The sequence below is a fragment of the Paenibacillus sp. FSL R10-2778 genome (assembly GCF_038593035.1).
Lineage (GTDB): Bacteria > Bacillota > Bacilli > Paenibacillales > Paenibacillaceae > Paenibacillus_AQ > Paenibacillus_AQ odorifer.
Genome location: NZ_CP151956.1, coordinates 6,383,237 through 6,403,309 on the forward strand (window position 1 = coordinate 6,383,237; position 20,073 = coordinate 6,403,309).

General features: G+C 44.5%; 16 protein-coding genes and 1 riboswitch. Of the genes, 7 read left to right on the top strand and 9 right to left on the bottom strand.

Translation table 11 applies throughout. The features are described from left to right. Positions 1-166: 166 nt before the first annotated feature. Positions 167-559, bottom strand: coding sequence for a glycine cleavage system protein GcvH (gcvH, locus tag NST40_RS28680; protein ID WP_036678614.1), 393 nt, complete (start codon positions 557-559; stop codon positions 167-169). 226 nt (positions 560-785) lie between these two features. Continuing rightward, positions 786-884: riboswitch (glycine riboswitch) on the top strand. Between the two features lie 186 nt (positions 885-1,070). On the opposite strand from gcvH, the gene gcvT reads away from it, so the two are divergent. The 3 genes from gcvT (at position 1,071) to gcvPB (ending at position 5,099) form a co-directional block, all read left to right on the top strand. After that, on the top strand, positions 1,071-2,183 hold the full coding sequence (gcvT, locus tag NST40_RS28685) for a glycine cleavage system aminomethyltransferase GcvT (protein WP_076276884.1): 1,113 nt from the start codon (positions 1,071-1,073) through the stop codon (positions 2,181-2,183). A 106-nt stretch (positions 2,184-2,289) separates the two neighbouring features. Then, a complete protein-coding gene (gene gcvPA, locus NST40_RS28690; protein WP_342410238.1) occupies positions 2,290-3,642 on the top strand; it encodes an aminomethyl-transferring glycine dehydrogenase subunit GcvPA in 1,353 nt (450 codons plus the stop codon). Next, entirely contained in the window at positions 3,639-5,099 is a 1,461-nt protein-coding gene (gene gcvPB / locus NST40_RS28695) for an aminomethyl-transferring glycine dehydrogenase subunit GcvPB (RefSeq protein ID WP_076276886.1), read from the top strand. Before gcvPA ends, gcvPB begins: the two co-directional genes overlap by 4 nt. A gap of 225 nt (positions 5,100-5,324) precedes the next feature. Here the strand turns inward: gcvPB and NST40_RS28700 are convergent, their stop codons facing one another. Further along, entirely contained in the window at positions 5,325-5,510 is a 186-nt protein-coding gene (locus NST40_RS28700; RefSeq protein ID WP_342410928.1) for a LuxR C-terminal-related transcriptional regulator, read from the bottom strand. Between the two features lie 796 nt (positions 5,511-6,306). On the opposite strand from NST40_RS28700, the gene NST40_RS28705 reads away from it, so the two are divergent. Next, entirely contained in the window at positions 6,307-6,660 is a 354-nt protein-coding gene (locus NST40_RS28705) for a hypothetical protein (RefSeq protein WP_342410239.1), read from the top strand. 44 nt (positions 6,661-6,704) lie between these two features. Continuing rightward, on the top strand, positions 6,705-7,892 hold the full coding sequence (locus tag NST40_RS28710; protein WP_076276889.1) for a copper amine oxidase N-terminal domain-containing protein: 1,188 nt from the start codon (positions 6,705-6,707) through the stop codon (positions 7,890-7,892). A gap of 186 nt (positions 7,893-8,078) precedes the next feature. Here the strand turns inward: NST40_RS28710 and NST40_RS28715 are convergent, their stop codons facing one another. The 7 genes from NST40_RS28715 to NST40_RS28745 all read right to left on the bottom strand — a co-directional run bounded on the left by NST40_RS28715 (position 8,079) and on the right by NST40_RS28745 (position 17,934). Further along, complete coding sequence (locus tag NST40_RS28715) at positions 8,079-8,870, bottom strand: helix-turn-helix transcriptional regulator (RefSeq protein WP_076220158.1); 792 nt, start codon at positions 8,868-8,870, stop codon at positions 8,079-8,081. Positions 8,871-9,545: 675 nt separating this feature from the next. Further along, positions 9,546-12,554 carry an efflux RND transporter permease subunit gene (locus tag NST40_RS28720; protein ID WP_342410240.1) on the bottom strand — a complete coding sequence of 1,003 codons (3,009 nt, stop codon included), beginning with the start codon at positions 12,552-12,554 and terminating at the stop codon, positions 9,546-9,548. Between the two features lie 277 nt (positions 12,555-12,831). Continuing rightward, positions 12,832-13,986 (bottom strand): cation:proton antiporter, encoded by a 1,155-nt coding sequence (locus NST40_RS28725; protein WP_076123814.1) that lies wholly within the window; start codon positions 13,984-13,986, stop codon positions 12,832-12,834. 223 nt (positions 13,987-14,209) lie between these two features. Then, a complete protein-coding gene (locus NST40_RS28730) occupies positions 14,210-14,533 on the bottom strand; it encodes an L-rhamnose mutarotase (protein WP_038573529.1) in 324 nt (107 codons plus the stop codon). A 122-nt stretch (positions 14,534-14,655) separates the two neighbouring features. Next, complete coding sequence (locus NST40_RS28735) at positions 14,656-15,816, bottom strand: ABC transporter permease (RefSeq protein WP_342410241.1); 1,161 nt, start codon at positions 15,814-15,816, stop codon at positions 14,656-14,658. Next, entirely contained in the window at positions 15,809-16,981 is a 1,173-nt protein-coding gene (locus NST40_RS28740) for an ABC transporter permease (RefSeq protein WP_081392587.1), read from the bottom strand. The genes NST40_RS28735 and NST40_RS28740 overlap by 8 nt, the downstream gene beginning before the upstream one ends. Positions 16,982-16,998: 17 nt before the next feature. Further along, positions 16,999-17,934 (bottom strand): ABC transporter ATP-binding protein, encoded by a 936-nt coding sequence (locus tag NST40_RS28745; RefSeq protein WP_036678569.1) that lies wholly within the window; start codon positions 17,932-17,934, stop codon positions 16,999-17,001. A gap of 164 nt (positions 17,935-18,098) precedes the next feature. On the opposite strand from NST40_RS28745, the gene NST40_RS28750 reads away from it, so the two are divergent. Together NST40_RS28750 and NST40_RS28755 are read left to right on the top strand one after the other, a co-directional pair. After that, entirely contained in the window at positions 18,099-19,256 is a 1,158-nt protein-coding gene (locus tag NST40_RS28750) for a sensor histidine kinase (RefSeq protein ID WP_076219747.1), read from the top strand. 17 nt (positions 19,257-19,273) lie between these two features. Then, complete coding sequence (locus NST40_RS28755; RefSeq protein WP_076123821.1) at positions 19,274-19,927, top strand: response regulator transcription factor; 654 nt, start codon at positions 19,274-19,276, stop codon at positions 19,925-19,927. The last annotated feature ends 146 nt before the right edge of the window (positions 19,928-20,073 follow it).

The window sequence follows — 20,073 nt, forward strand, 5'->3', positions numbered from 1 at the left end:
GTTTTCCCTAATTCCATACTCCACTAGACCCTCAAACCACTCGATTGGGTTTACGAATACTCGCACAATCTACATAAGAAACACAAACAGCAAGTCCCCGAATCACAGAAACTTGCTGCTAAAAATATCACACTTGATCAGACTATTTTCCGTCCCCGATTTCCAATTATTCAGCAACTAACGCGCTATAACCAGCTGCATCTAACAGACCTTTTACAGCATCAGCATACTCTCCATCAACTTCAATCTCAAAAATCCAACCCCCGCCATACGGCTGATCATTGATAAGCTCCGGACTAGCTTCTAATCCATCATTCACCTTGGTAACCGTCCCAGAGACGGGCGAATACAACTCCGATACCGTCTTAACGGATTCGATACTGCCTACGCTGTCACCGGCCGAAATGGTCGATCCTACCTCAGGAAACTCAACAAATACGATGTCGCCTAATAAATGCTGAGCATGGTCCGTAATCCCAACACGTACTACTCGCCCTTCTACTTGCTGTGCCCATTCATGCTCTTCGCTGTAAAGAAGGTTGTCTAATACTTCACTCATTTCAAGCCGCCTCATTTCCAATTTGGAGTTCTAAATTTAGTTATAGCCTAAGTTATCCCGGCTCACAATGTCAATATTACTAACAGGAAATTTAAATTTGTCATTTTTTCGACGTTTTCTTGTTGACAGCGCCCGACTATACCCGTTTAATGGAGACATACAAGAAGAAATGACGTTGTCGTCTTTTTATAGACAATAACCGTTTCTCGAAGAAATATAATTGCGGATGATGGCATAGGGAGAGACTGTCTCACTTGAAGACGGCGCCGAAGGAGTAAGCCCTAACAGGGGTGAATCTCTCAGGCAAAAGGACCTTTGTCGGACGTATCTCTGGAGAGCATCAGACGCAAGGCTAGATGCGTCAGATCACCAACGGGGAAACCTGCAAGCTAGTTACGGCAGGGTAACTCTCAGGTACAAAGGACAGAGCAGAAAGCGATTTGTGCATTTATGCATGATTGCTTCTGCCTGTCCTTTTTTCGTATGTAATCAGATCAAGGGGAGTGACGACATGGATGCTTTGAGAAGAACACCTTTTTATGATCTCTATTCCGCTTATACGGAGTCCAGGTGCATTGACTTCGGTGGCTGGGAGCTGCCAGTACAGTTTACAGGTATCGTGAAAGAGCACGAAGCCGTTCGCCAGCAGGCTGGGCTGTTCGATGTCTCGCATATGGGTGAATTCATGGTGATTGGGAGCGGTGCAGAAGACTTTTTGCAAAAAATGACAACCAATGATGTCAGCCGCCTTACAGATGGTGCGGCGCAATATACGCTGCTCTGTTATCCAAATGGCGGAGTTGTCGACGACCTACTCGTGTATCGCCTAAGCGAAGGGCATTATATGCTCGTCGTTAATGCCTCCAACATCGACAAAGACTTCCAGTGGCTGCAAGAGCATTTGACCTCTGAATTCGGCGAAGTCACGCTCACTAATGTCTCTGACGAGACGCTTTTGCTCGCCTTGCAGGGTCCTCTGGCAGAGACCATTCTCGCGGAAGTTACGGATGCTCCTATTTCAGCACTCAAGCCTTTCCATTTCATCGAACGCGCCACCGTTTGCGGTGTAGAGGTACTTATCTCCCGTACGGGTTATACCGGTGAAGATGGCTTCGAGATTTACGCTCCGCTGGAAGGTGCAGAAACGTTATGGAACGGACTGCTTGCAGCAGGCGCGCCCCACGGATTAACACCTGCTGGACTGGGTGCACGGGATACCCTGCGTTTTGAGGCGAAATTACCACTGTACGGTCAGGAGCTATCTGCTGACATCACCCCGCTTGAAGCAGGAGTACAGTTCTTCGTGAAGCTGGACAAAATAGACTTTATCGGACGCGATGCACTAATACAGCAAAAAGAAGCTGGCATTCCCCGTCGCCTTGTCGGCCTAGAAATGATTGATCGAGGCATTCCACGCTCCCATTATCCTGTTTGGGCAGATGGGGTTAAGATTGGTGAGGTCACAACCGGAACGCAGTCCCCTACGCTGAAACGTAACCTGGGGTTGGCATTGCTTGATGCTGCTTACAGTGAAATAGGCACAGAGGTTTACGTGGAGATACGCGGTAAGCAGCTTAAGGCTGTAGTGATTAAGGCCCCTTTTTACAAGTATAAACGCCTTTAGCGTCCATATAAGGACGGTGAACTTTTAAGCGAGAAATAGAAGGATAAAGTATAGCGTGAAAATTGTACTTTCTTATATTTTAAAAAAGCCAAGGAGTGAAACCTTAATGAAGCACCGTTATCTGCCCATGACAGAACAGGACCGCGTAGAGATGATGGAGACCGTCGGGATTCAGTCTATAGATGAGCTGTTCTCCGATATTCCTGAAGCGGTACGTTACCAAGGCACTATGCCGATGTCTGAACCACTCGATGAATACGCCCTGCTGCGCCACATGAAAGGTTTGGCTGACCAAAATGCCGACTTTGATTCTCACGCCAGCTTCCTCGGCGCCGGATTATACGATCATCACATCCCTGTGGTCATCAACCATGTCATTTCCCGTTCTGAATTCTACACTGCCTACACTCCTTATCAACCGGAGATCAGCCAAGGTGAGCTGCAAGCGATCTTCGAATTCCAATCCTACATTTGCGAACTAACCGGTATGAAAGTTGCCAATGCCAGTATGTATGATGGCGCTACAGCTTTATCCGAAGCAGCGGTTCTCGCGGCTGGTGCTACCAAACGCAAAAAATTAATCGTCTCCCGTACCGTTCATCCTGAGGCTCGCCAAGTGCTACGTACTTCGGCTAATGCTTGGGGTCTGGAGGTGGTGGAGATTGACTATAAAGACGGTGTTACCGATCAAGCTAAACTTGCTGAAGCTATCGATGGTGATACTGCCGCAGTACTGGTGCAATCGCCTAACTTCTTCGGCAGCATTGAGGATCTTCGCTCGGTTGAGCCGCTGATTCACGCGGTTAAAGGTCTTCTTGTAGTCAGCGCCAAGCCAATAGCTCTTGGTGTACTTGAAACTCCGGGCAAACTTGGAGCCGACATCGTAGTCGGTGATGCTCAGCCACTCGGTATTCCAGCTTCTCTCGGGGGTCCAACTTGCGGATTCTTTGCCGTAGCTGATCACCTGATGCGCCGCATGCCAGGCCGGATCGTTGGCCAAACGGTAGACCGTAATGGTAAACGTGGCTTCGTTCTTACACTTCAAGCGCGTGAACAGCATATTCGTCGTGAAAAAGCGACATCGAATATCTGCTCCAATCAGGCGCTGCTGGCTCTCTGCGCATCCGTCTATTTGTCCGTTATGGGCAAAGAAGGCATGCGGGAAGTAGGCGAACTGAACATTCGCAAAAGTCATTACGCCGCTAATAAACTTAGCGGACTAACAGGTGCTGAACTTGCCTTCTCCTCCCCATTCTTTAACGAATTTGTCGTGAAGCTTCCTGAAGGCTGCAGCGTGAGCGCTATTAATTCGAAGCTACTGAAGGACGGTTATCTCGGCGGTTATGATCTGGGTCGTGATTATCCTGAACTTGCTGGACATATGCTGGTTGCCGTAACGGAAAAAAGAAGCAAAACCGAAATCGACCAATTCGCTAGCGCACTGGAGGGCTGTTTATGAAACCGGAGCAAAGTCTAATTTTTGAATTAAGCCGTCCCGGCCGTTCGGCCTATTCTTTGCCACTATGCGATGTGCCGCAGGAAGAAACCTTGGAGTCCCTGATTCCATCAGATTTACTCCGTAGCGAACCCGTCGTACTTCCAGAAGTATCGGAAGTGGATGTCATTCGCCACTACACTTCTCTTTCACGTCGCAACTTTGGTGTAGACAATGGCTTCTATCCACTCGGTTCATGCACGATGAAATACAATCCGAAGATTAACGAAGATGTTGCCCGCTTCTCCGGCTTCGCCAAAATTCATCCCTACCAACCGGAAGAAAGTATTCAAGGCGCACTGGAATTAATGTATACCCTGCAAAATGATCTGTCCGCGCTGACGGGCATGGATGCAGTATCTTTACAGCCTGCCGCAGGTGCGCATGGTGAATGGACCGGCCTCATGATGATCCGCGCCTACCATGAAAGTCGCGGCGAGACGCGTACTAAGGTTATCGTGCCGGATTCCTCGCACGGAACCAATCCTGCTAGTGCCTCAGCAGCAGGACTTGAAACGATCACGATCCCTTCCACAGATAAAGGAATGGTCGATCTTGAAGCATTGAAAGCAGCCGTCGGTAGCGACACAGCCGCGCTGATGCTAACTAACCCAAGCACACTCGGCTTGTTCGAAACCCAAATCGTCGAGATTGCTGAGATCGTGCATGAAGCAGGCGGCCTACTCTATTACGATGGAGCCAACTCCAATGCCATTATGGGCATTACCCGCCCTGGCGACATGGGCTTTGACGTTGTGCATCTGAACTTGCACAAGACAATGAGCACCCCACATGGTGGTGGCGGCCCTGGAGCCGGACCAGTCGGCGTAAAATCTATCCTCATTCCATTATTGCCACAACCTACTGTGGTGAAGAATGAAGATAGTAGCTTCTCACTTCACTTCGGTGGTCCTGAATCCATTGGACGTGTGAAAGCTTTTTACGGAAACTTTGGTATTCTGGTTCGTGCCTATGCCTATATCCGCACCTATGGTCCAGACGGACTGCGTGAGGTATCCGAAAATGCCGTGCTGAATGCAAACTATATGATGCACCGTCTGGCGCCGTATTTCGAAATCCCATATCCGGGTGTATGTAAGCATGAATTCGTGATGTCCGGCAAAAACCTCAAGCAATATGGCGTGCGCACCTTAGACGTCGCTAAACGATTGCTCGACTTTGGCTACCACCCGCCAACCGTGTACTTCCCTTTGACTGTTGAGGAATGCATGATGATCGAGCCGACGGAAACCGAAAGTAAAGAAACACTGGACGGCTTCATCGATACGATGATTCAGATTGTGAAAGAAGCGCAGGAGACACCGGAAATCGTAATCAACGCACCGCATACTACAGAGATTAGCCGTTTGGATGAGACACAGGCTGCGCGTAAGCCGGTTTTGAATTGTTCTTGCGGGTAAGGATAATGTCCTCCTCTAAGAAAAATTCTCTCGGAGTCTCTCGAAGATGTAACCGAATCCTTCATTAGGTGGCTACTATTCTTGCAATAATAGAAGCCAAATCAGATAAGTTAGAGTTCCAAGCAAACCAAAAATGCGGCTGTCTTTCAAAGTCATGAAGACTTCGAGACAGCCGCTGCCTATATCTAGTATGTAAGTAAGACCAGAAAAAGTTAAGCTTGATGTCTAGTCCGCCAGTTTTTTTACAAACTGCTTCCTTTCATTCACACGTAGCTTCGTATAAATATTCTTTACAATATTTCTTACCGTTCCTTCACTGATGCCCAGTTCACCCGAAATATGCAGAGCTCCGTTTTCTGACAACCACAAGTGAGCAACCTCTCTCTCTCTCTCTCTCTCTCTCTCTTGCAGTAAGTCTGTATTCTTGAAATCTGGCTTCTAGGTCCTGCTTCCTCAAATCAGAACTCTCCAACCATCTTCTGCTAATATTGTCCGTTATTTGTTGTATAAAAGGGATCGCAAATCGTGATGAATTCTGCGATTCTGCTCACCTCACTATGTACCAGTTGTACCATTGCATTATGATAGTGCGGTTCTAACTCTCCATCACTATATTTCAAGACCACTAAGTATGTTACAAGCTTTCATTTTTACACAAAGCACAATAATCGATAAAAGTAAATATCTAACAGGGGATATATAACTTTTTTTATCACAGCACTATTGTTGTATTTGTAAGTGCTTGATAAGTTGAACAGTTAGGAGATCATGAATATGAACATGCTTGATAACCTGATAATTGAAAAGAATAAAAAACTTCACTTCGAAAACATGGCTGTCTACCAGGCGAAAATGAATTCTGAAAATGTTGGATCAAATAAGCATCAATTAGTGCGTCGGTAATCTGCCGTCTTGACAACTTATAATGAGGAGTGGGAATGAATGAACAATATCAAATTCTTATTCAGTAACTTGAGCAGTTACGTTGATAAGAATCCTATCGTTGGATTACTTATACTTATTATATTTGTTGGTAGTTGTTCTTTACTTATCTTTAATACAGGTAAGAACGTCGGGGAATTATTATATTCATTGAAAAAATAAAATTTTTAATCATTTAATAAATGCTTTACAGGCGATTTTATGGCATTCACAAAATATCATTGCGTCAAACAATACGACATCAAAGATTGCGGAGCATCCTGTCTTGCGACCATCTCCAACCGATGCTGAACTCATCACTTATTATTCAGTCCTATGGTCTAGCCAGATTGCACACAAAAATATAGTACAACAACTCGAAGAAAAACTGGCTAGTTATAAGCCGGAAGCCAATGAAATTGATTTTGAATACTCAGAACTAAAAGAGCAGCGATTGGAACTCGTACGCGTCTCCCAGGATAATGATACTCTCCTAAAAAACAGGTTAATCTTAGCGGCTCAGGCAGATCAGAACAAGCTGGATTTACTAAACTTAAATCAGCAATTCGATAAGCAAAAAGTAAAGTACGGTTTATTCCAAGCAAAAGTTACTTTGGCTCTTAGTGGAGTTATCCTCTAATAACCATTAATTTATCATTCATAACCCAAAGGAGATATCACAAGATGAAAACCATATCTAGCCTAATCGCAGCAACTCTTCTTTCTACCGCTATCGCCTGGCCTGTCCATGCCGCAGAGAAGCCAATCTCCATTCAGATCAATCAGCAACAGCTCGCACTGAAGGGACAGTCTCCCTTCAATGATAATGGTACAATTGTCGTTCCTTTTCGTCCGGTTTTTGAAAAACTAGGACTTTCAATCGATTGGAATCAAACCACAGGTACCATAACGGGTACTAAGGAAGGGCTTACGATTACACTGCAACTAGGTAGTAAGCAGGCCAGCATCAATGGTGTTATAACCCAACTTTCTGTTGCCCCTAAGCTCATCAATAATTCCACTTACATTCCGCTGCGCTTCGTTGGGGAGGCTACAGGTAATGAAGTCTCCTGGAATGCACACTCGAAGACAGTAACCATTACAGGCAAGACTAACCAGGTAAATCCGCAGGAAATCAATGCTTTTTTTGAAAAATACGTAACCTATACCAACAATGAGAATTATGAAGGGTTCATGAGCCTAATCGATAGCAAGTCTCCTCTTGTGGTCATCGGGCCACAAATTAAGAGCCAAATGGAACAATACGATCTGACCACTTCACTTGATCAATTAGAGGTTATCAGCCTTCAACCCACAGAGGCTACGATTCACACCGTTGAAACGACTACACACCTCAGCGGTCCATTCACCTTAGACAATACCTCTGAATATATTTATAGCTTAACGCGTACCGCCAGCACTGAAGACTGGAAAATCAACAACCTGCAGATTAAAGGCGTACAATATATCCTCCCAGATAAACTGCTGAACGCTAAGCCAGCTGTGACGAAGGCGGATGAAACGGATATATTAGCTGTGCTTAAGAGCAACTTGGACTATACCAATGCAGAGAATATTCAAGGTGTGCTATCTACTATTGATCCTGAGTCCCCTGCTCTCGAACAAACCAAACAGCTCTTCAGCCAAATTTTCACAGCCTATGATCTAAAGTTCACTCTGGAATCTGCCAAAATCATTCATTATACCCAGGATACCGCAGCCGTATATATGGTTCAGACGAGCATCAAGCTTAAGGGTCCTGACTTTCAGGATAACCGCTCCACCTCTGTCACAACGCTGAAGAAATCCAAATCAGGCAAATGGATGCTGGATCAGACCTATCCGATTAGTGTAGACAAGCTGACTCCATAATTATAAGGATCTGTAACAAAACAAAAAACGGCAAGCCCCATAACCCCGGAGGCTTGCCGTTTGCTTATTTAAAGCGCCGGATCTTCAGTCTTACCCGCTCCCCCCCACAATCGCCAATCTTTACGTGACATATAACTTTAAAAATCCTATGTACAAATAAATGTTTAGAACTTCATTTATCCAAATTTATAACATAAGTATCTCAATCAATTCCCATCTCTCGCTGATATTCAGCTTACTATAAATACTCTTAACGATATTCCGCACAGTCCCCTCTTTCACATTAAGGTCATTGGAAATTTGCAACGCACCCTTTCTTAGCGACCAATGATAGGCTACCTCCCTTTCTCTAGGCGATAATCGATACGAATCACACTTTTCCTGAAATCTGTGTTCAATTAGCTTTGGGCTTTTTTCCTTCAACTTCAAAACAATCTTTTCGGATAATTGCTTAATAAAGAGGATCGAAAAACCCAGTTGTCTCTCGGCTTCAAATGAGATGTCGATGTATCCACATATAAAACCATTTATCATTATAGGAGCGCATACACAATTCCACTCTTTAAACATTGGATTACTATGCTCTTTTCCACGCACTACTGCAATTGACTTGACCTCCATCGCTAAAGAAACTGCATTCACTCCAGAGAATTGCTTCGAGAGGTTAGTTCCATTCCTAATTCCAAAATGATCTATTTTCTCCTGAAACATTTCGAATGGACTAACAATATTAATAATATTACCGGCTCGATCTGTTAAGAAAAAGACAAAGGGCAATAAGAGAAATTCTGTTACTTCCGCCAATTCTGAATGCAATACTTCAACCAATATCTCGTAGGGAACCAGCTCTTCAATAGAAAAGGATTTTTCTGTTTTGATGTTACTCCAGGGTTGGCAAAATTCACACACAGAATTATTGGATTTTTTATCTACATCATCTACCGTAAACCAGGCACGTTCGCATTCAAGAATATCCAAACAGTAAAATCTCCTAACTAATGGTATTTTTAAAACAGAGCATAGCACTCCATACAAAGGAAAACAATGACATAAGTCGTTAGGATTGTGAGAGATTAGCAAGATTTAAAATGATTATTAACAAGAACATTTCACTGTCCTGTATCCTTGAAGTTTCGCAAAAAAGAACAGAGCATAATAATTAACACTTGTCTATATCCTACCTAGGACATAGACAAAATCCAATTTTTCTATAAAAATTAGGATGTACGTCGATCAGAGGGAAAATAAAACAATGGAGATACTTATATCTGCTACCCTGAAAGGAATGAATTCCATCAAGAGTTTAGTAGGGATTTTCAGTAGAAAGTATACAAAGTCTATTCCATTTTTACTTTTGTTTTCATTATTTATATTGGCATTTTCTGCGGTAAATAGAATATTTCCAATAATATCTTTCTTAATAATTATGTTAAATGCTCTGTACATTGTTGTGAAAATAGCAATATTTAAAATTAAAAAATAAATATTTATTTCAGGGGGGTGATATTGCAATCTGGCAAAGCGCCTTTCAGCCTTTCCTAAACAAAGTTTTGGCTATTAGTGTAGACAAGTTAACTCCATAATTATAAGAATTTGTAACAAAACAAAAAAAACGGCAAGCCCCATTAACCCGGAGGCTTGCCGTTTACTTATTTAAAGCGCCGGAGCATTAGTCTTTTCTGCTCCTTTACGCTCTTTTGCCGATTTACGGAAGTAGAACAACTCGTAAATCGCCGGCACTACAATCAGCGTAAGCAGTGTTGCTGCGGTTAAACCGCCAATGACTACAATCGCCAAGCTTTGCGAGACGATGCTGCCCATCTCGGCATGGCCGAACAGCAGCGGTGTCATGGCGCAGATGGTGGCAATCGCCGTCATGAGAATCGGACGCATCCGTGTTCCGGCAGCTTCTAGAATAGCCTCGTGGATACTCATATTGGCTTCATTTTGCTTAATCCGGTCAATCAGCACAATGGCATTCGTAACAACAATACCTATTAACATCAACGCCCCGAACAGAGCTGTGAAGTCAGGCGTTACACCGGACACGATAAGTCCAACAATCGCACCAATCGCTGCGAGCGGCAAGGAGAACATAATCGCCAGTGGAGCCCGAAGGGTTTTAAAGGTGAGTACCATAATCAGATAGACCAACCCGATGGAGATCAATGCCGTCATACCCAGGTCGTTGAAATCCTCTGACTGATCAACTGACGCTCCGCCTGCAAATAAGGTCACGCCTTTCGGAAGTGTAAGACTATCGGTTTCTTTATTAATATTCGCACCGATCTCAGATACCTTCTTCGGATCAACCTCTGCTGTAATTCGTACATACGGCTTCCCATCTTTATGGAACAACATTGCCGGTTCATTCCGAACCTCGTAAGTTGCGAGCTGAGACAGCGGCTTCGGCCCCTCAGCCGTCATGAGCGTCAGCGCTTTTAAATCCTGCTCCGTTTGCGGCTGAACCATAGGATCTAACACTACACCTGCTGCGTCACCATCAAGCTCAATTTGCCCCATTGGAATCGGATTAAGCATCGCTGACAGCTGCATTGAAATCTCTTGCGCATTACTTTGCGCCGGATCTACCTTAAAGGAAAATACAGGTTTCGTGTCCTCCATATTGCTGCTGACTTTTTGAATTCCCTCTACGGACTTCAGCTTAGCGGTGACTTCTGTTGCTACAGTAGTAATATCCGCAAGATTATCTCCGACAATATCAATATATTCACTGGTAGAGCTGGATCCCATCATACTCATTTGGTTAGCAACAAGTGTTGCTCCAGTGTATGAATCTTTTACCTCACGAACATGATCAATAAAAGCCTGAGCATCTGCACCTTTTTTCATAACAACGGTATAGTCCACTAAGGTTTCAGAGGTAACACTCCCCCACTTAGCGGCGTCCGCACTATTCCCTGATTGCATGATTACCGTTTCTGCTTGTGGCTGCTTCATCAAATCTTGTTCTAACTGCTTTCCCTTTTCCAAAATATCTTTGACAGGAACATCTTTGGGATAATTCATCTGAACAGAAACATAGCTGGCATCCGAAGCATCGAGCGCCCCTTTGGGCATAGTCACATAAGCAGCAATGGAGCCAATCAGAAGCAGGAGACCCAACGATAAGCTAACCCATTTACGGCGAAGATTCCAGTCCAGAAAGCGGATAAACCATTTAGAAGGTTCGTGTTCTTTCATTGATGTTCTTCTCAGCAGCCATGAGCTTAAAAGAGGAACAACCGTCAAAGCTACTACGAGTGAAGTAAGCAATGAATAGGTCACTGTTAAAGCAAACGGCAGTAAGAAAGCTTGCAAACTACCACGCAAGAGACCCATCGGCAGAAATACTGCTACGGTAGCAATGGTTGATGAGGTAATCGCTCTAGCCACTTCCCCAGTTGCACTAATAATCATTTCACGGGAAAAGGGTTCTTTTTGCAGCCTACGGTAAATGTTCTCAATCACCACGATACTATCATCGACCAAACGGCCTACCGCAACCGCGACTCCCCCGAGTGTAATGATATTCAAGCTTATGCCGGAAATATTCAGCAGATATAAGGTGACTGCTAACGAAAGTGGGATGGATACTGCCGTAATCAGAGTAGCCCGCAGGTTACGCAGGAACAACAGAATCACAATCGTCGCAAATAATGCACCTAGCAATACCTCACGCATCATACTGTTCACCGAGCTAACTACCATATCCGATGTACTGAATACCACTGCTGCTTCTGCATTAGGAATGGTTGTATTAATATGATTTACGGCAGCCTGAATGTTATCTCCGACACTGACTGCATTCGCATTAGCCTCTTTGGTCACTATGGCGAATAGAACGTCTTTCCCGTTCGAACGGCTGACACTTTCCTGATCCTGCTTCAATTCGACAGCAGCGATATCCTGTAGCTTAACGCCCGCAGATACAGGAAGCTTTTTCAAAGTATCCATACTATCTATCGTAGAAACTACGTTAACATTGCCGGTCTGACCACCAATCGTTTGCTCCCCAAGGGATGCCGATACATTACGTCCTTGAAGTAAACCTAATACTTGTGGAGTCGTGACTCCCTTCTCAGCCATTAATTTCGGGTCCAGCTTAACGCTGACCTGCGGAGTTACCTTACCATATAAAGCAACGTTCGCTACCCCTTCAGCTTTTTGCATCTCTGGAATGATAGTTTCTTCCGCAAGCTTAAGATTCTCTTTAGTCAGGCCTTCGTCAAAAGCAAGAGTAACCTGTGATACAGGAATCATGGAGGTATTCAACTGAAGTACAAAAGGAGCCATTACCCCTTCCGGGAACTTCAATGAATCGACGACCTTCTGGACCTCCTGCGCAGCATCCTTCATATTCGTTTTCGAATCATAAAAAATATTTACCTGCGCATATCCGTCTCCGGAAGTGGACAGTATTTCCTTCTTCCCTTTCACAAAAGCTGCTCCAGCTTCTATCGGCTTCGTTACATTAGTCTCCATAGCATGTGTATCCTGGCCAGGACCCAGTACAGTTACAGTCACTTGAGGATTATCCGCCTCTGGCATAAATTCCATCGGTAGCGAAGTGTAGCTCATCCCTCCCACCACAAGAGCCATGACTACTAAAAGCCCCACCGCAGCCTTGTTACCGAACGACCATTTTGTTAACCATTTCATTTTCTTTTTCCCCTTCCGCTCCACATGATTTCTGGCACTCCCCTTATGTCTGTTTGATTATGTATTAATTTCCATCCCGAGATTTAGTTTAGTCATTTTTGGCTGAACTCAAAACAGCCCTACGGCTGGTTTCGTACTCAGTCTTAAGACGGGGAACTTTCCCCTTCTGTAGACAGATCCCCGTCCTTTTTCTTGATGATGGCAACTGGAACGTGAGCATAAAAAAAGAGCCCCGTTAGCCATATAAATGGCCAACAGGACTCCCTTTTGTTATGGTTTATTTCCCTTCCGCACGTACTGGATCACGGAACATAAATTTCAATAGTGGCGGCGTTACAAGTGTAGTTACAATGACAACAATAATGACCGAAGTAAAATACTGTTGCTGTAACAAGCCGCTTTGCAGCCCTGTGGCGGCAATGATCAACGCAACTTCCCCCCGTGAAATCATCCCAGACCCTATAATGGCTGACGAGTGGTTATCAAAGCCTGTAAGACGCGCACCCAGACCGCCACCAAACAGCTTGGTCAGAATGGCAACAACCGTAAGCAAGATCACGAAGCCGATTTGACTGCCTACCCCTTCAAAGGAAACACTAAGTCCGATACTTACAAAAAAGACCGGCACAAAAATCGAATAAGCAATCGGCTCGAGCTTGGATTCTACCGTGTGCTTAAAGGAAGTTTGCGAGATAGCAATCCCAGCCGCAAAGGCACCAATGATTCCTGCCATCCCCATGATTTCAGCAAAATAGGCGAATGCGAAACAAATCATTAACGCTGCTGAAATAATCGCCTCTGTCACCTTCAACGGAGCCATCCATTTCATGACCCGAGGAACAATGAACCAGCCGGCAATAATCGCTACGGCAAAGAACAACACCTTTTTCCCAATTAAAAGACCAATAGAAACGTCTGTACCTGTACCAAAAAAGCTCATCAGAACAGCGAGCAAAATAACAACTAGAATATCATCTACTACGGCAGCCCCCAGAATTGTAGAGCCTTCACGTGTGTTCAGCTTATTCATATCTTTTAACACCTGCACCGATATGCTGACCGATGTTGCACTAAGAATAACGCCCATAAACAAAGCATTATGATAAGCAAAACCAAACATTTCTCCTAAGGCGAACCCACCCAAAAAGGGTAATATAATTCCACCGACGGCTACTGCAAAAGCTGATTTCCAGTTCTTGCGCAATTGATCCAGATCCGTCTCAAGCCCCGCTATGAACATTAACAGTAGAACACCGATCTCAGAGATATAATGAATAAACTCTCCATCCTGAACCCAGCCCAGTACCGCAGGCCCCAGTATGATTCCCACAATAAGCTTACCTAGCACAGCTGGTTGCCCAAGCCGCACAGATAGATCACCAGCTACTTTGGTGAACAATATGATCAGCATAAGATATAAAACAAACTCCATCTTTCAATCCACTCCCTTGTTGTATATAAGAACTGCCAACCAGGAGCTTCTCCAAGCCAAAAAAAGACAAAGAGGAGCCCTTGTTGACAGGCTCCTCCAAAAAACAAATAATTATTCAATTTAACTTTATAAATTATATTATACCTATATTTAAAATAACTGTAAACCAGATGCGCCGATAATATAAATTATGCACATTTGATTTGTTCTAGAATTGAATTGCTTATTTCAGATAGAACACTTCACGTAAGGGCTGCATAGGCACCTCATCATTGAAATCAAATGAACCTTCAACCATCTTAGAGGTAATCGCATTCCAGCGGTTGCAAGCATCACTTTTGGCAATGTAATCAAAAGCCGCCTTACTATCCTCACACTCATAACAGTAAAAAAATTGATTGCCATTCTGAAAGATGGAATAGTTAGAAATACCAGCCTTACTGTGCTCCTCCAAAATTTCTGGCCAAGGATTTAAATGCATAGCTACATACTCCTCTAAACATTCTTCCTTCACCCGCCATGTCCAAGCCAATTTATTGCTGCTCATCTGCTCATCCTCCTAGAAATCCCCTCTTTTACACATATTAAGAACTAGGGACATTTGATACCTATTATTGTACCTGAATAGAGTAGTCCAAGCTATGCATATCTATATGATCTGTAAATTTTTTAAGCGTTAATTCCGGCTTCACTCGGACGTAGAATAGCAGAACCAATCGCCAGCAGCACCGCGGCCATAAGACCCAAGATGGCAAAAGGCAGCCATAATTCATTCCAGCCTCCACCTGTAGCAGCGATATCGATCGCTTGGATCGCCCATTTTTGCGGTACAAAATTAGCTGCCTTCTGCATATAATCCGGCATAATGGATAACGGCCAGAAACAGCCTCCAAGCATACAGGTCGGGGTCAGGATCAGCGAATTAAGCATGCCAGTATTATTGGGATTGCGAATCAGACCTGCTACCGTACTGGCTAAGCCCATGGAAACGAGCATAAATGCTGCAAGAACCAAAAAATACAAGTAGAGCGGTAATCCAAAGTCAAACTGCAGTACATAACGGCCCAAAGCAAGTACTACAACAATTTGAATTAACCCAACAATGAAGCTTCCCAGAAAATTACCGAGGGCAATCTCATACGAACGAACCGGGGCACTGAACATACGTTTCATCGTTCGTTCTCTTCGATCATCCATAATAAGCGACACTGAACTTGTAACCAGCCCCATTAAGAACATCAAAGTAAATCCTGTGACGATGCTTAAGCCCTCTTTTGGATATAAATCATAATCTGTTCTTATACTGCCTACACTATGTTGCTCAGCTCTTTGCATTACGGCAGCAAACTGTGAGTCCGAGTCCGTAGCCTCAGTCCGAGCTGCTCCAATTAGTCCAGCAGTGTTTCGCATTTCATCAGCAATTACACTGATTTTCATTTTTACCATAATGGATGTTTCAGTAGCCTTAAGCTCATACACACTAATTTGTGGCTCTTCTCCAGCAAGCAGTGCGGAGGTGAAGTTTTGCGGTATCAAAATACCGGCTTCTCCGTTCTGATTGATAATACTCTCCCTCAAATCAGCCTCATCTGTCTTCTCTACCAGCTTATAATCACCAGTATTCTCCAGCTCGGTAAGCAAATGTTTGCCCGCTGCACCATCGTCCATATTCGAATATAAAATAGTAGCCGGTCTCTCACCCATACTTCCACTAATTGCTACTACCCCGGCCACGACAAGACATGGCAGAAGAATATACGAAAGCAGCCCATTCCGAGAACCAATCGTTCTTTTCACCATATTCCAAGCAATCGTTAAGATCTTATCCATGGTAACCTACCTTCCGGTACGAGATAACCGCTGCACTGAATAGAACCAGACAGATGATCGACAAGACCAGCAGATTCGGCAAAATCTCTGAGACCTCTGCATGCAGCATCATTTTTAGAACAGCTTGTAGTACCCAGTGATTCAGGGTAAATGCCCCGACCGAGTTCACCCATGATTCCGGAAGTGGAGCCATCCCTCCACTAATGAAGGTCATGACCACAGTGATAACATTAACAATACTTCCTGCACTTGCTTTAGTTTTGCTAAACATTGAAATAACAATCGATAATGTCATGGAAGCTATGATCATTAAAAGACAGAAGAGCAGCAGCAAGCCCGGACGATTGCCCCAATTTACGCCAAACAACAAATGAGTCAGGATAATAATCGCTGCGCACTGCACTACACTTACAACCCCTACGCCTAGCATTTTACCAATAAACAGCTCAGAACCTTTTACCGGCATTGAAGTTATTCGGAAGAGGGTATGATTTTCTTTTTCATTAAAAAGAGAGCTGCTGACGGTCAAACCGCTATATAGCAGAAACATCAGCATCATGGATACCGCATAGAATTGGGAGGCTGTATAGGATCGGCCACCTTCACTGAGCGCCCCAACCTTAACAGAAGGCTGCTCTCCCAAACTTGGTGCAGTAGCGGTCAAAGCTTCTGGACCCAACGTCATAGCTACGGATTGCTTATAGTTAATATTGTTCAAAAAGTTATCGAATACCGTCCCCGCAACCATATTATCTGTCCGATCTTTGCCCAGAACAAACTCTAGCTTTGCAGTTTCGCCGCTTTGTACTTTCTTATCGAAGCCTAGGGGAATAATAACCGCATAACCATATTTCCCGGCGCGCAGGCCACTTTCCGCTGTCTCTCGGCTCCCTACTTTGACCGGAATAATGATATCCTTAAGCTCCGGCGTCTTCAAAAAGCTGTCTATCATCGCCGAGCTTTCATACCCTTCTCCAGAAAGATTAACTACACCAACACGTACAGGGTCAATCTTAGACGCTGCCTTATCACCGATTACACTGGAGAGGGAAGCACCCAGCAGAAAGATCAAAAGCAGCGGTAGCAGAAACATATTAATGATGATTGAGCGTGAAATAAACAGCCTGCGAAGCTCATAAATCATAATTGTCCAAATATTTCTCAAAGCGTTCTCTCCCTCCTTTAATCGCGCAATGTCCGTCCTGTCAAACTAAGGAATAAAGTCTCCAGATCCGGCTCCTCAATATTTAAAGAACCAATAACGCCTTCATGTTTAGCAAAAATAAACAAGATATCCTGCAGCTCATCCTGTGAGGAGGGGAGATACATTTCTACCGTTCCCTCTTTACTTTCCACTCTCGTGATCCGCGGGTGTAGACTAAGCTCATTGATTAGCTCCGGGGTGATGTTCGTTGCTTTGACCACTATTTTTTCTTCTTGAGAAACCCGTTCCCGCAGCTCCTTTTCCGTGCCACAAGCAATGATATGTCCCTTATCCATAATCGCTACCCGATCACAAATGGCTGCAACCTCTTCCATATAATGACTAGTGTAGATGACGGTTGAGCCAAGCCGATTCAGCTCTTTGACCGACTCAAGGATATGATTACGAGACTGCGGATCAATCCCTACGGTCGGCTCATCCATAATAATCAGCTTTGGATGATGCATGATAGCACAAGCGATATTCAAACGTCTCTTCATCCCTCCGGAGAAGGTGGCTGGTTTTTCTTTGGCCCGGTCACTAAGTCCTGTGAAAGCAAGAGCTTCCGCCACCCGCTCTTTCAGCAATTTCCCCCGCAAGCCATACAATCTTCCGAAAAAAGTTACATTTTCAGCTGCTGTCATTGTATTGTACAAAGCCAAATCCTGCGGAACCAAACCGATCTTTTTCTTAACCTCCAGTGCGTACGAAGAGACTGATAACCCATCAATAACAATGTCTCCACTATCAATCTTTAGCAGGCCGCAAATCATACTTATAGTTGTACTTTTACCTGCCCCGTTCGGGCCTAGCAGGCCAAAGATCTCTCCTGCTTGAATCGTAACATTCACATGATCTACCGTTAATTTGTTCTCATACCGTTTCACCACATCGGTCAACACCGCGATTGCCATCTCTTATCTCCCCTGTCGTGTGTGCTTCTATATTTTCAATTTTATTCTAGGTTGAATTTTTGCGGATGTACGAAAGGTCATTTTTTGAAGGTGACTAAAGTCATCTCCTGAAGTAGTGGGATAATATGCTAAGATTATTAAAAAACATAAAGGATGACTAAGGCGTGCCCAGAGAGCTAAACTTATTGCGTTACGGACTCATCTTAATCCCTGCGTTTATTACCATTTATGTCTATCAATATAACGATTATGGAATCTTCACGCTGCATATCCTGATGCTTCTATTCCTTGTGGTCATGGTGCCAAAGCTCCCTCGATCCTTTCATGCTTTGATTAGTATCATTGAAATCTTGTTCACGGCCTGGTTATGTTATCAATATGGCAGCATGATGATTTTCCCCGCTATATCAGCACTGCTTTATTATTCCAGACTCCAGCCTAAAGCGGTGCCTTACGTGTTCACAGGTGTACATCTGATAGCTTTGAACGTCGCACTCCAGAATTCTCCATCACTCGTAGTGACTTACATTAACCTTTCATTTCTGCTCACTGCCTACCTAAATAAGCTATTATTGAAAGCTGGCCAGCGGCGCGAAGACACTCTTCTTCTATATGATGAGTTGCGCAAAAAGCATTTCGAACTCGATGAAGCTCGCAACCGCCTGCTGGAGTTCAGCGCGCAAGTAGAAGAGTCTGCCCAGTCCAAAGAGCGCGTCCGAATCTCACGCCAGCTCCATGACGATATCGGCCACCGGTTAATCCGGATTAAAATGATGATGGAGGCCGCCCTCCAGACCTTGCCCACCTCTCCCGAGAGCGGAATGCAAATGATGGAATTGATTCGTGACCAGCTGTCGGCTAGCATGGACGATATGCGGTCCGCAGTTAAACGTATCAACTACACCCCGAAGCTTGAGGGAGCTTATGCGTTAGACCGGCTGCTCGAAGAGATTGGGCGTGAGACGGGGATCGAGACCTCATACCAAGTACAAGGCATACCTTATCCACTCTATCCTAGTATTCAAGTAATCCTGTACAAAAACGCCCGTGAGGCTATAACTAACGCCTTGCGGCATGGAAAAGCAACGTCCATCCGGATCAAAATTGACTATGTGCAAGCAGGAATCACTATGGAGGTTAGCAACAATGGCTCTCTACCCGAAGGAGAGAAACTCAGCAAATTATTGGGCCGTGGTGGGGACGGAATGAAAGGAATGTACGAGCGAACGCATTTAATCGGTGGAACACTCGAACTAAGGCAGAAACCATATTTTACAGTCATTACGCGGCTGCCCATTTATAAGCAAGATGAGATTGTATAACGAAAGGAGCCATGCTAATGATTAAAGTGTTAATTGTTGATGACGACCCCTTTATTCGCCAAAGTCTGCAAGTATTGCTAGGGATGGACCCAGATATTGAAGTTGTTGGAGCAGCTTGTGAAGGTAACGAAGCCTTGGAATTACTTCAAGAAGGATTAATGGCCGATGTGGCTCTGATGGATATCCGCATGCCCGGCTGCGGTGGCGTTGAAGGAACGGAGAAGATTAAGCAGGCTTTTCCGCAAATTGCAATATTGATGCTGACCACCTTCGACGATGATGAATATATCATTGAGGCACTGCGTAACGGAGCTAGTGGATATTTGCTCAAAAACATACCGCCAGACCGGATCATCCAGGGCATTAAAACGGTTTTTGAAGGGAACATGCTTATCCACCCTGATATCGCCCGCAAGCTGGCAACCTTTCTGCAGCCTACGGCACGGCAAGAATTGCCACAGGTACAGCCACTGGAATCCTTCGGATTGACCAAAACAGAGCTGGCTGTAGTGGCTTCTATCGCTGAGGGGCATAGCAACAAAGAAATCGCCGGACAACTTTTTTTAAGCGAGGGTACCGTCAAAAATTACATAACGGATATATTAAGCAAATTAGAGCTCCGCGATCGTACGCAAATTGCAATTTTTTATTTGAAGAATAGGCAAGGTTGAACTAGTAACATATTGCATATGAATAGTCCACTGCCAAAGTTAGTTTTTCTTACGGACTCCAGTGACGCGCTGCTCCTTGGGCACGGGCTCGGACTCCAGCGACGCTGCTCCTTGGGCGCGAGTTCGGACTTCAGTACCGTTACTCC